Below are 12,984 nucleotides of genomic sequence, written 5' to 3'. Positions count from 1 at the left end.
AGCTCAGCAGAAAGTAAAAATCAGCCTCGTTTTGCTAAAACTGAATCAACTAGACCGTATTCAGCTGCTTCGTCAGCACTCATAAAGTTATCACGGTCAGTATCACGCTCAATAACTTCAAGTGGCTGACCCGTATGTTCGGCTAGCATAGTGTTCAACTTGTTCTTTATGCCTAAGATCTCTTGTGCATGAATAGCAATGTCTGATGCCTGGCCTTGGAACCCGCCTAATGGCTGATGGATCATAACACGTGAATTAGGTAAACAATGACGTTTTCCTTCTGCTCCACCTGCTAGTAAGAATGCGCCCATGCTTGCTGCTTGACCGATACATACCGTACTTACGTTTGGCTTGATGAACTGCATCGTGTCGTAAATAGCCATACCCGCTGTAACAGAACCGCCTGGCGAGTTGATATAAAGGTAGATATCCTTATCTGGGCTTTCTGACTCCAAAAACAGTAACTGAGCCACGATAAGGTTCGCCATATGCTCTTCAACTTGACCGACTAAAAAGATCACTCGCTCTTTTAAAAGACGAGAATAGATATCGTATGAGCGTTCACCTTTAGCTGTTTGTTCAACAACCATAGGCACAAGTGCATTAAGTACTGATTCTGGTGCTTTGTGCATGATTAACTTCCCTAAATAAAAATGGCTCGCATGAGGAACCTCATACGAGCCATTATAAATGGCTAATAGCCATTTAAGTCAAGCGATCGTTATGCGCGACCGGTAGCCTTGTTCATAAATTCTTCAAAATTGACTTCTTTTTCAGTCAAAGTTGCAGTTTTAAGTAACTCTTCTACTGCTTGCTCTTCAAGTGCAACGTTACGCATGTTTTGCATAAGCTCTTCGTTACCATTGTAGTAAGCAACAACTTCACTTGGATCTTCGTATGCAGATGCCATTGAAGCGATTAAACCTTGAACACGCTCGTCTTCAGCTTTAAGTTCGCTAGTCTTGATAACTTCACCAAGTAGTAAACCAACTTTAACGCGACGCTCAGCTTGCTCAGTGAACAAGTCAGCTGGTAGTTCAGGCATGCTTGCAGCTTGATCACCAAAACGTTGCATAGCTTGCTTACGCAATACTTCTACTTCGCCTTCGATCAATGCTTTTGGTAGTTCCAAAGCATTTTGCTCAACTAAACCGTTAAGAACTTGCTCTTTAACATTCGCTTTAAGCGCTTGCTCAAGTTCACGACCCATGTTCTTGCTGATTTCAGCACGTAACGCGTCGATTCCGCCTTCGTTAACACCAAATAGTGTTGCGAACTCGTCATTAACTTCAGGAAGGTCAGCACCTTGAACTTCAGTCAAAGTAATAACAAACTTAGCTGCTTTACCTTTCAAGTTCTCTGCGTGGTAATCTTCAGGGAAAGTAACTTCGATTTCGAACTCTTCACCTGCTTTATGCCCTTCAACACCAGATTCGAAACCTGGGATCATACGGCCGCTGCCTAGTTGTAGTTCGAAGTCATCAGCTTTTCCGCCTTCAAACTCTTCACCGTCAACTGAACCAACGAAGTTGATTTTAGCTTTATCGCCTTCAGCAGCTGCACGCTCAACAACTTCAAAAGAAGCATGTTGGTTACGTAGCGTTTCAATCATTGCGTCAACATCAGCTTCTGTTACTTCTGCTTTAGGTTGCTCAACAGCAATTGACTCTAGACCTTTAAGTTCTACTTCTGGGTAGATTTCAAAAGTAGCAACAAACTCAAAGCTTTCGCCTTCAGTTGTTCCTGGAGCGAAAGTTGGTGCACCCGCTGGGTTTAACTTTTCAGCAATAATAGCTTCAACAAAGTTACGCTGCATCACTTCACCAGTGATGTCTTGACGAATAGCTTTACCATAACGCTTATTAATAACGCTTACAGGTACTTTTCCTGGACGGAAACCTGGGATACGAGCACGCTTAGCTTCACTTTTTAATGCTTCTTTAACTGTATTTTCGATCTGCTCAGCAGGTACCGAAATAGTTAGGCGACGCTCTAGGCCTTGTGTGGTTTCTACAGAAACTTGCATTTTTTTACCTCGAAATATGTCTATCGTCCTTTGTAATAGTCGAAATTTCAACTATTAAGGTATTCGTTTCTTGACTCGTAAATTTAACCAAAATGCCCATAAACGCTGACGTTCGGCACTGGTCACTCTTAGTTGATAATGATCAAGACGCGACATTATAGCTATCGAATGCGCTGGAGTCGAGCCTCAAAGCATGATTTACAGACGTAAAAAAAGCGACCTAGGGTCGCTTTTTGAACTTCTTTACAGAATGAGTGGGGTGACTGATGGGGCTCGAACCCACGACAACCGGAATCACAATCCGGGGCTCTACCAACTGAGCTACAATCACCACAAAAATGGTACGCCCGGCAGGATTCGAACCTGCGGCCACCCGCTTAGAAGGCGGGTGCTCTATCCAACTGAGCTACGGGCGCTCGGCAATGAAATAAATTCATTTCCTGAACTGGGCAACTAACGTTCCACGTTAGCTTAAAAATGTGGTCGGTGATAGAGGATTCGAACCTCTGACCCTCTGGTCCCAAACCAGATGCGCTACCGGGCTGCGCTAATCACCGAGTCAATATAGATGTTTAAAGAGGATCACCCTCTGGTCCGCTTCTTATCACAACCCTGATACACTACCAAGATGCGCTAATCACCGAGCTTTTTACTTTAAAACTTCACAAGGAAAATGGGGTGACTGATGGGGCTCGAACCCACGACAACCGGAATCACAATCCGGGGCTCTACCAACTGAGCTACAATCACCACTGCTTATTTCCTACTAACAAAACTTTCGTTTCCAATCTGGTGCACCCAGAAGGATTCGAACCCTCGGCCTCACCCTCCGGAGGGGTGCGCTCTATCCAGCTGAGCTATGGGTGCCTGCCTTGTTAGCGCCGCATATAATATGGATAAATAGCCCCCCCGTCTACAGTTGATTTGCTTTTTTTTACCTGTTTGCTCAAGATTTGAGTGATTAGTGTGCTTTTAAAGCACCGCTGTACAAAATAAAGCCTTGGATATAAAGATTTTTCATGTTATTTATATTGATTAGCTCAATTCCTGATCAGAATAAAAAAATAGCGCTTGGCGGAAATGCATGTTTAGGGAAGAAACATCGCAGTCGACAGAAACTGTGAAATTAAATAAAAGGATTGCACGCTTAAAAGTATTGGCTCAAAAATACAAGCGCGCAGAAGTCACCCAAAATGCTCTGTTAGAGATTTCTAACTTCGCAGCAAGCGTCAGCACACCTGAAGAGTTCTATTCATCTCTGCACCAATCTCTCAAGAAGCTAATTCCTGCTGACAATTTTTTCATCGCAACGCTTAATCCAACGACAGAAAGAATTGAAGTTCCTTTTTTCGAAGATGAAAAAGATCTCCACCCTGAAGATTGCTATCCAGAAGAAGATCTATCCGACATGCTCTATAGTGGCTTAACCGGATATGTACTCAAAACAGAGCAGGCGTTAATTTGTAATAACGACACCTACACAGAGTTGGTAGCATCTAACGAGATAATTCCGCGGGGCAGCGATTGTCATCAATGGGTTGGTGTGCCAATTAAAAGCGCCGAGAGCACCACTGGCGTGCTTGTGGTACAAAGTTATCATACCGATACCTATTACAGTGATATGGAATTAGAGCTAATGACATTTATTAGCCACCACATATCAGCGGTGATTGAACGTCTGCAATATCAAGAACAACTCGAACTTGCCATCGAGACTCGCACTAAAGAGTTGAGTATTGCGTATAACAAGCTAAAACTTGAAGTTTATGAGAGGCGAAGAGCCGAACGATTACAGAAATCTCTATTTGAGATAGCCGATCTTGCAACTTCAAACATTGATAGCCTTGAGTTTTACGAAGAGCTTCATCGTGTTATTAGCCATTTAATTCCAATTAATAATTGCTTTATTTCATTACTTAATGACGAACGGGATTCACTGAGTTTCCCCTACTTTGTTTCGCAGTTTGATCTACCATCACCTAAACCCCGAGCGATTAGCGACGGCTTAACCGAATATATTTTACTTAATCAAAAGCCGAGACTTTTAGAGCGCAGTGATATCGATGCCCTTATTCAGTCTGGTGAGCTCTACTGTGAAGCACCTGAGTTAAACGACACTCAGGAGATAAATCAGTGGATAGGCTTACCGCTATTCATTCACGGTGAAGTTAGAGGTTCGCTAACTATTTACAGCTATAGTTATATCCAAAACTATCAAGAAAAAGACCTCGAACTACTGACGTTTGTATCGCAACATATTGCGACTGCTATAGAGAAAAAATTGTCAGCTGAATCATTACAAATTAGCTACGAACAACTTGAAGAAAAGATTAATGAGCGAACTCAAGCGTTAGCATGTGTCAACGGTGATCTTGAAAAAGAGATAAACCAACGTAAGCGTATCGAGCGTCAATTAGTCCACGATGCCAAACATGATAACCTCACAGGTTTACCAAATCGTGCCATGTTTATGGAGCGATTATCGCAATCAATTAAGCATGTTCGCCGCCATACTCTCGACAAGTTCGCCGTACTGTTTATCGATATGGATAGGTTTAAACTACTTAACGACACCTTAGGCCACCTAGAGGGCGACCGCTTTCTTATCGAAACAGCAAAACGCCTTAAACTCTGTATTCGCAACAATGACATGCTAGCCCGATTAGGCGGCGATGAGTTTGTGATCTTACTCGATTCTGTTGGTAACCAAAAAGATGCTGAAGATGTTGCCGAGCGGGTACTACTTGAGTTGTCGCGGCCCTATGCATTGGCCAATCAGCAACTCAACTCCAGCGCAAGTATAGGTCTCGCCATGAGCGGGCAGAACAATTCAGATACCAGTGAATCCATTTTGCGCAATGCTGACAACGCAATGTATCAAGCAAAATCGAAAGGCAAAGGTTGCTACGTGCTCTTTGATCAAGGCAGTAATAAACTGCATGTACAAGAGCTTGAGCTAGAAAACGAGCTTAAGGTTGCGTTAGAGAACGGTGATCTACAGTTGAGTTACCTGCCCATTATGGAGCTAGATTCAGAGAGAGTCATTGCATTTGAACCTAGGCTTTTTTGGCACCACCCAACCCTAGGCAAAGTGAAGCAAATACAGCTCAATAACATTGCAGAGCACTGCAATCTGCTCATTGAGCTTGATAACTATATGCTGGCAATGATTAACGACGGCTTTCATTCGCTAGAGCAGCGCTTTGGGGTGGACTTCCACATACAAGTCTCCATATCTAGCCAGCATTTGAACCATAAACATGCACTCAGAGCGCTAAAGAATAAGGTAAAGCAGTGTAGCTTTGATCTAACCAAGCTCACCCTATTCTTCAACGAAAAAGAGTTTGTGCAAAACGCCAATAATCACATTAATGCTTTTGAACAGCTCAATGGCCTCAACGTGCAGTTGGGTATAGATGGTTACGGCAGTGCCCATAGTGCGATAAGCAGCTTAACCTTCTTACCCATTCAGTCGTTAAAGCTAGACTCTAGTTACGCCACTCATCTTGAGAGCGAACAACATCTAAAACTAATAAAAGCATATTACAGTGCAGCTAGAGCATTGGAGCTGGAAATATTTGCAGTAGGGGTTGCAACGAAAGCACATTGCCAACTGCTATCAGATATAGGATTTGAAAAGGGACAAGGAATCGCACTTGGAAAAGTGTTTGAACTCGATAGTAGCAGCAATCAAGTTTGCGCATAACGCAGCAGCTTAAGCTGCTGCGAAACAACAGAAACTACTTCTTAAACATATCTCTCAGGTTAGCAATATTGGCCTTACCTGACTGCTGACGTTGCTCTGCACTTTGGGCTGGCTTTCTATTTTCCCAAATCAGATCATCTTGCGGCAATTCCATTAAGAAGCGGCTTGGTTCACAACGAATAGTCTCACCAAACTGACGTCGTTCACGACAGATAACAAACCACAGCTCTTTTTGTGCACGGGTAATCCCTACGTAAGCTAAGCGACGTTCTTCATCAACATTATCTTCATCAATGCTACTTTGGTGTGGCAAAATACGTTCTTCAGCCCCCACCATAAACACGTAAGGGAACTCCAATCCTTTTGATGCATGCAATGTCATCAACTGCACTTGATCGCCACCTTCGTCTTCACTATTACGTTCCATCATGTCACGCAGCGTTAGCCGAGCTACCACTTCTGGTAGCGTCATCCCTTCATCCAGCTCATCACCTTCAAGCATCTCTGTTACCCAACGATAAAGCTCAGAGATATTCTTCATCCGCATCTCTGCGGCTTTAGCACTGGTGCTAGTCTCGTATAGGTAATCTTCGTAATTGATATTACGGATCAACTGCTTGACAGCTTCTACTGGATCGCCACGCTCAGCGCAATCACCCGTCTCCACCACAAAGCGGCCAAATTTATATAAAGACGCCATAGCTGCTGGCGGCAGTTCATGGTTAAGATCTGCTTCAAAAATCGCAGCAAACATTGAAATCTGTTTCTTATTAGAGAAGTTACCTAAGCGCTCTAATGTGGCAGGACCAATACCTCGCTTCGGCAAGTTTACAATCCGCAAGAAGGCATTATCGTCGTCAGGGTTCACCACCAAACGTAGATAGGCCATGATATCTTTGATCTCAGCTCGGCCAAAAAATGAGGTGCCGCCGCTGAGCTTGTAAGGAATGCGGTTAGTCATCAACGCCCGCTCAAGTAAACGAGACTGATGGTTACCCCGATACAAAATGGCATAGTCGCCATATTGTGTCCGACCGACAAACTTATGCCGAATCATCTCCGCGACTACCCGTTCAGCTTCCTGCTCCTCATTGGCAGCGATAAGCACTCGAATAGGTTCACCATAAGCCAGTTCACTAAACAGGGCTTTTTCATATACGTGCGGATTATTAGCGATCAAGATATTAGCTGCACGCAAAATACGCTGACTAGAGCGATAGTTCTGCTCTAGCTTAATCAGTTTCAATTTAGGGAAATCTTTACCGAGTAACACCAGGTTCTGTGGTTTAGCGCCACGCCATGAGTAGATAGACTGATCATCATCACCTACCACTGTAAAGCGCGCTCTCTCTCCCACTAGTAGCTTAACCATCTCATACTGACTGGTATTGGTATCTTGGTATTCATCCACCAGCATATATTGAATGCGAGTCTGCCAACGGGTTCTCACCTCTTCATTCTGCCTAAGCAGTAAAGTGGGCAGCAGAATAAGATCGTCAAAATCCAACGCGTTGTATGCTTTCATATGCTGAGCATAACGATGATATAGCACTGCAAACAGTTGTTGCTGCTCATCCTTAGCAATCTTTGATGCTTGCGCAGGGATCACCAAATCACCTTTCCAATTAGAAATGGTGGTGGCTAGCAATCGCAGCAGGTCCTTGTCTTCATCAAGCTCATCTAGAGTCAATTCTTTAAGCAGAGCCAAGGTATCTTGATCATCAAACAGGGAAAAACCAGGCTTTAAGCCCACCACTTTATGCTCGCGCTTAATAATCTCTAATCCAAGAGTGTGAAAGGTCGAGATCCACAGCCCACGCGCCTCTTTGCGCCCCATAGACTGCGACACACGCTCTTTCATCTCACGTGCTGCTTTATTGGTAAACGTCACCGCAGCAATATTACGCGCCTTATAGCCACACTTTTCCACCAGATAAGCGATCTTATTAATAATCACTCTGGTTTTGCCACTACCTGCGCCAGCAAGCACTAAACAAGGACCACTAACATAGTGGACCGCGTCATTTTGTCCGGGATTGAGCTTCATCTGTACTTAACAACCAAGATATTAAAAGGAAGGCACTAAAGAACGAATGATAGCAGAAAGCGACTCTTTAAAAAAAGTTATCAGACTATTCCTCCAACGATAGACTATATTTAAAAACAAACCTCAGCCGTGCCAATGTAAAGAGTCGCCTCGCCCACCATTAATTCTTGCTTATACACAAATTGAACATTAAAATAATGAATGAACGTTCATTCATTACTCTATGGTTTTATGTCAAACAAACGCGATTTAATTTTAAGGGCCTCTGAGAAGATTATCGCCTCTAGCGGGATCCAGGGTCTTTCCATGCAACAAGTTGCTACTGAAGCAGGCGTTGCAGCAGGCACTATCTATCGTTACTTCAAAGACAAAAATGAACTCATTTTAGAGCTTAGAAAAGATGTCTTAGCTCAAGTAGCAGCGCATTTACTTGCTGACCACCAGCAAGGGACATTAGAGCAACGCTTTAAGCGGATCTGGCTCAGGATGCACCACTTTGGCAAACAGCGTTCACCGACCAATTTAAGCTATGAGCAATATGCTCATCTACCTGAGAGCAATACCGAAGAGATCCGCGCTCTTGAGTTCACTCTGTTTGCGCCGCTGCATCAACTGTTTGAAGAGGGCAAAGCCGCTGGTGTTATGCAGCCCTTGAACTCCCGCGCCCTCTATGCACTATCTATGGAGCCTGCAATGACGCTTGCTCGCACCATACGCCGCGGACTCATTCAGTATGAAAATCATGAGATCGAACTCGTTTGCGATCTATGCTGGAAATCAATTTTACTCCCAACCCAATCTACTCACTAAAGGAGCTGTCAGGACATGAAAAAATGGACCCTGGTAATGTTAGTTATTGCTGTGCTGGCATTTGGATCTGTCATCGGATTCAATCTATTTGTTAAAGGCAAGATTGCCGATGCTATCGCCAATATGCCGGAAGCCATTGCTCCGGTAACCGCGATTACTGTAGCCCCCGACTCATGGCAGCCAACAATCAATGCCATTGGTTTTGTTGAACCTAATCAAGGTGTCACTATTTCTAACGAATTAGCAGGTGTTGTTTCTGCAATTAAATTTGAAAATGGTAGCGCTGTCGAAACAGGCCAGATGCTAATTGAACTGGATTCAAAGGTAGAAAAAGCCAACCTTAAGAGCAAGCAGGTGCAGCTCCCCGCGGCATCAGAAGACTTTAAACGCTTAACAAAACTCTATAAGCAAAACTCAGTTTCCAAGCAGGATTTAGACAACAGTGAATCAAAGTACCTCGCGTTAGTAGCCGATAGCGAAAGTTTAAGCGCAACCATTGGCCGCCGCGAAATCAAAGCACCTTTTGCTGGTTTAGTGGGTATTCGAAATGTGAACTTAGGTGAGTATCTGCAAACGGGTACCGAGATTGTGCGCCTTGAAGATATCAGCACCATGAAGATCCGTTTTACCATCCCCCAAACACAGCTGCCGCGTATTGCTAAAGGCCAGCCAGTACATGTGTATGTTGATGCCTACCCGACAGAGCCATTTGAAGGGGTGATTTCAGCCATTGAACCTGCTGTTTTCTACCAAAGTGGTTTGATCCAAGTACAGGCACAAATTCCTAATACTGATTCAAAGTTACGTAGCGGCATGTTTGCCAAAGTTGATATTCAACTGCCTGAGCTTACAAAGCAGATAGTACTGCCACAGACAGCCATTAGCTTTACCCTCTATGGTAACTCGGTTTATGTGATTGAAGACAAAGTTGAAGATGGCGAAAAAATTAAGCGAGTAAAGCAGATCAACGTCAATGTGCTTGAACGTGGCATAAACAATGCGCTAATCACAGGCGACATTAAAGCAGGTGACATGATAGTGACTTCAGGCCAAGTGCGCTTGAGTAACGGTAGCAAGGTGAGTATTAGCGACAATGATGCGCTAACGCCTCCCGCCACACTGCCACAGCTATAAGCGGAGATAGAGCTATGCGCTTTACTGATATTTTTATCCGCAGGCCCGTGCTGGCTGCATCCATTAGCTTTCTAATTCTGCTACTAGGCTTCTACTCGCTTAACAGTATGCAGGTACGAGAGTATCCAGAGATGACCAACACCGTTGTAACGGTTACCACCAGTTACTACGGCGCTGACTCTAACTTGATCCAAGGCTTTATCACCCAACCACTTGAGCAGGCATTAGCCCAAGCGGACAACGTTGACTTTATGACCTCAGACAGCTTTCTGGGTAGCTCAAAAATCACCGTCTACATGAAGCTCAATACCGACCCCAACGGCGCCTTGGCAGATATCTTAGCCAAGGTAAACTCAGTGCGCTCTCAGCTGCCAAAAGAGGCAGAGGACCCAACCGTTGATATGTCGACGGGTTCACAAACCTCAGTGCTGTATATCTCGTTCTTTAGCGACCAGATCAACTCAAGCCAAATTACCGACTACCTTGAGCGCGTGGTTAAACCTGAGTTATTTACCATTGACGGTGTCGCTAAAGTAAATCTCTATGGCGGTATTAAATACGCCATGCGGATCTGGTTAGATCCGGCGCGTATGGGTGCTTTTAACTTATCTTCCACCGATGTGATGAACGTACTGCAAGCCAACAACTATCAATCGGCAGTGGGCCAAGCAAATAATACCTTTACCCTGTTTAACGGCACCGCGGATACTCAAGTCGCTACCGTGGCTGAGTTGGAAAAACTGGTTGTTGGTAGTAAAGATGGTTTAGTCATTCGCCTCGGTGATATTGCCGATGTCAGCTTAGAAAAAAGTCATGACGTTTACCGCGCCTTAGCCGATGGTCAAGAAGCCGTAGTCGTTGCCCTAGATGTCACGCCAACGGCTAACCCACTAGTGGTGGCTGCAGATGCTCGCAATATGATGCCTGACATCACTCGTAACTTGCCGGTGTCGATGAAAGCGCGCGTCTTGTACGATTCATCGCTAGCGATTGACGAGTCTATCAATGAAGTTATAAAAACCATTGGTGAAGCAGCGCTAATTGTAATAGTGGTGATCACACTATTTTTAGGCTCACTTAGAGCGGTAATCATCCCGATTGTAACCATTCCGCTGTCATTAATAGGTGTAGCCGTCATCATGCAGATGTTTGGCTTTACCCTTAACCTAATGACGCTATTGGCAATGGTACTAGCCATTGGTCTTGTGGTGGATGACGCCATCGTAGTGGTAGAAAACGTCGACCGGCATATCAAACTTGGCGAAACGCCCTTCAGAGCAGCCATTATCGGTACTCGAGAAATTGCAGTGCCAGTGATCTCAATGACCATTACCCTCGCTGCGGTATACGCGCCGATAGCACTAATGGGCGGGATAACAGGTTCGCTATTTAAAGAGTTTGCCTTAACGCTTGCCGGAGCCGTATTTATCTCAGGGATAGTAGCACTAACATTATCGCCTATGATGTGCTCTAAAATCTTGAAAGCCCACTCACAACCAAATCGATTTGAGCGTGGCGTTGAGCGTTTCCTTGATGGCTTAACCACTCGCTACAACCGCATGTTAACCGCAGTGCTGAACCATCGCCCTGTAATCGTGGCGTTTGCTGTGATTGTGTTTGTTTCATTGCCGGTAATGTTTAGCTTTATTCCGTCAGAGCTTGCCCCCAATGAAGATAAGAGTGTTGTGATGATGATGGGCACCGCGCCATCAAGCGCTAACCTCGATTATATTCAATCGAATATGTCTTTGGTGACTGACATGATCAGCGCCCAACCAGAGGCTGCAGCGTCACTTGCCTTTGTGGGCGTTCCTAACGCAAACCAAGCCTTTGGTATTGCACCTTTAGTGCCTTGGAGCGAGCGTGATAAGAGCCAAAAGGAGATGCAAAAACTACTTGGTGAACAAGTCAAATCTGTTCCAGGTATGGCTGTTACTACATTCCAAATGCCAGAGCTTCCAGGCGCGTCTAGCGGACTACCTATCCAGTTTGTAATAACCAGCTCAGCTTCGTTTGAGAGCCTATTTCAAATTGGTAGTGGTGTACTTGAAAAAGTGCAGCAAAGCCCGCTATTTGTCTACTCAGAGATAAACCTTAAATTTGACTCTGGCACCATGAAGATCCATATCAAGCGTGACTTAGCCGGTACTTATGGCGTCACTATGCAAGATATTGGCATGACACTAACGACCATGATGAGTGATGGTTACGTCAACCGTATCAACCTTGATGGTCGCTCGTATGAAGTGATCCCGCAGGTAGATCGTAAATACCGTGCTAACCCTGAGTCACTCGATGGTTACTATGTTACTGCTGCAGATGGCCGCTCTATTCCGCTATCCAGCTTGGTCGACATCGAGATGATCTCAGAGCCGCGCTCGCTGCCACACTTTAACCAGATGAATGCGATAACAGTGGGCGGTGTTGCCACTCCTGGTGTCGCCATTGGTGATGCAATTGCCTTCTTGCAGAACATTGGCGATAACGAACTGCCTAAAGGTTACAGCTATGATTTCTTAGGCGAAGCACGTCAATATGTCACCGAAGGTTCAGCGCTATACGCTACCTTCGCACTGGCATTGGCAATTATCTTCTTAGTGCTAGCCAGCCAGTTCGAAAGCCTTAGAGATCCATTAGTGATATTAGTCTCGGTGCCTCTAGCGATAAGCGGCGCATTAATCGCGCTAGGCTGGACCCATGTAATGGGGTTGTCGTCGATGAACATCTACACTCAGGTCGGCTTGATCACCTTGGTGGGTCTAATCACTAAACACGGGATCTTAATGTGTGAAGTGGCTAAAGAGGAGCAACTACATAACGGCCTTAGTAAAGTAGATGCCATTAAGCATGCGGCAACCATTCGTTTGCGCCCTATCTTGATGACCACCGCGGCAATGATCGCCGGCCTGATACCACTGCTGTTTGCAGTAGGCGCAGGTGCGGTAGCGCGTTTTAATATTGGACTTGTGATTGTATCTGGCCTTGCCATTGGTACCATTTTTACGCTGTTCGTATTGCCTGTTATCTACACTTACCTTGCCGAGAGACATGAACCTCTACCGGTATTTGATGAGGAATTGCAACCTCATACATAGTGTATTGCCAGCACAATCAAGACCCACGCTTATTTAGCTTAAAAACTAAGTCTGCGTGGGTCTTTTGTTTTAAGGGGTAGTCACCCGTCAACTTGGCAGCGATTATTTTGGCAATCGCTATCCCCTAAGGTACAATCAACACATACTGAAACAGGCACCCTAGCGG

General features: G+C 44.9%; 7 protein-coding genes and 5 tRNA genes. 4 read left to right on the top strand and 8 right to left on the bottom strand.

From position 1 onward, the window contains the following. Positions 1 to 20: 20 nt before the first annotated feature. The 7 genes from clpP to AB4238_RS01295 all read right to left on the bottom strand — a co-directional run bounded on the left by clpP (position 21) and on the right by AB4238_RS01295 (position 2,893). Positions 21 to 632 carry an ATP-dependent Clp endopeptidase proteolytic subunit ClpP gene (clpP, locus tag AB4238_RS01325; protein ID WP_220736740.1) on the bottom strand — a complete coding sequence of 204 codons (612 nt, stop codon included), beginning with the start codon at positions 630 to 632 and terminating at the stop codon, positions 21 to 23. 89 nt (positions 633 to 721) lie between these two features. After that, positions 722 to 2,026, bottom strand: coding sequence for a trigger factor (gene tig / locus AB4238_RS01320; protein WP_371990610.1), 1,305 nt, complete (start codon positions 2,024 to 2,026; stop codon positions 722 to 724). A gap of 255 nt (positions 2,027 to 2,281) precedes the next feature. Continuing rightward, positions 2,282 to 2,357, bottom strand: a tRNA-His gene (locus tag AB4238_RS01315). Positions 2,358 to 2,365: 8 nt separating this feature from the next. Continuing rightward, positions 2,366 to 2,442: transfer RNA gene (locus AB4238_RS01310), tRNA-Arg, on the bottom strand. 64 nt (positions 2,443 to 2,506) lie between these two features. Continuing rightward, positions 2,507 to 2,583: transfer RNA gene (locus AB4238_RS01305), tRNA-Pro, on the bottom strand. A gap of 117 nt (positions 2,584 to 2,700) precedes the next feature. Beyond that, positions 2,701 to 2,776, bottom strand: a tRNA-His gene (locus AB4238_RS01300). Positions 2,777 to 2,816: 40 nt separating this feature from the next. After that, positions 2,817 to 2,893, bottom strand: a tRNA-Arg gene (locus AB4238_RS01295). 217 nt (positions 2,894 to 3,110) lie between these two features. On the opposite strand from AB4238_RS01295, the gene AB4238_RS01290 reads away from it, so the two are divergent. Then, positions 3,111 to 5,732, top strand: a complete 2,622-nt coding sequence (locus AB4238_RS01290) for a diguanylate cyclase domain-containing protein (RefSeq protein WP_372030712.1) — start codon at positions 3,111 to 3,113, stop codon at positions 5,730 to 5,732. 34 nt (positions 5,733 to 5,766) lie between these two features. Here AB4238_RS01290 and rep read toward each other — a convergent pair whose 3' ends face one another. Continuing rightward, a complete protein-coding gene (gene rep / locus AB4238_RS01285; RefSeq protein WP_372030711.1) occupies positions 5,767 to 7,779 on the bottom strand; it encodes a DNA helicase Rep in 2,013 nt (670 codons plus the stop codon). A gap of 306 nt (positions 7,780 to 8,085) precedes the next feature. Here rep and AB4238_RS01280 point away from each other — a divergent pair, with 306 nt between their 5' ends. Genes AB4238_RS01280 through AB4238_RS01270 form a run of 3 tightly spaced genes read left to right on the top strand, consistent with a single transcriptional unit; the run spans position 8,086 to position 12,818 of the window. Beyond that, complete coding sequence (locus AB4238_RS01280; protein ID WP_372030710.1) at positions 8,086 to 8,589, top strand: TetR/AcrR family transcriptional regulator; 504 nt, start codon at positions 8,086 to 8,088, stop codon at positions 8,587 to 8,589. Between the two features lie 15 nt (positions 8,590 to 8,604). Next, on the top strand, positions 8,605 to 9,723 hold the full coding sequence (locus AB4238_RS01275) for an efflux RND transporter periplasmic adaptor subunit (RefSeq protein WP_372030709.1): 1,119 nt from the start codon (positions 8,605 to 8,607) through the stop codon (positions 9,721 to 9,723). A gap of 14 nt (positions 9,724 to 9,737) precedes the next feature. Then, the gene (locus AB4238_RS01270; protein WP_372030708.1) at positions 9,738 to 12,818 is read left to right on the top strand and encodes a multidrug efflux RND transporter permease subunit; all 3,081 of its coding nucleotides are present in this window, start codon (positions 9,738 to 9,740) and stop codon (positions 12,816 to 12,818) included. Positions 12,819 to 12,984 lie beyond the last annotated feature (166 nt).

Origin of the sequence: Shewanella sp. 10N.286.45.A1 (assembly GCF_041470405.1) — a bacterium.
Lineage (GTDB): Bacteria > Pseudomonadota > Gammaproteobacteria > Enterobacterales > Shewanellaceae > Shewanella.
Note: the sequence above shows the minus strand (reverse complement) of the source record. Positions and strands in the feature narration are given on the sequence as shown.

Excerpts from the sequence above, each read along its gene's own strand:
- clpP (WP_220736740.1), bottom strand. The coding sequence starts at position 632 with ATGCACAAAGCACCAGAATCAGTACTTAATGCACTTGTGCCTATGGTT.
- tig (WP_371990610.1), bottom strand. The coding sequence starts at position 2,026 with ATGCAAGTTTCTGTAGAAACCACACAAGGCCTAGAGCGTCGCCTAACT.
- AB4238_RS01290 (WP_372030712.1), top strand. The coding sequence starts at position 3,111 with ATGTTTAGGGAAGAAACATCGCAGTCGACAGAAACTGTGAAATTAAAT.
- rep (WP_372030711.1), bottom strand. The coding sequence starts at position 7,779 with ATGAAGCTCAATCCCGGACAAAATGACGCGGTCCACTATGTTAGTGGT.
- AB4238_RS01280 (WP_372030710.1), top strand. The coding sequence starts at position 8,086 with ATGCAACAAGTTGCTACTGAAGCAGGCGTTGCAGCAGGCACTATCTAT.
- AB4238_RS01275 (WP_372030709.1), top strand. The coding sequence starts at position 8,605 with ATGAAAAAATGGACCCTGGTAATGTTAGTTATTGCTGTGCTGGCATTT.
- AB4238_RS01270 (WP_372030708.1), top strand. The coding sequence starts at position 9,738 with ATGCGCTTTACTGATATTTTTATCCGCAGGCCCGTGCTGGCTGCATCC.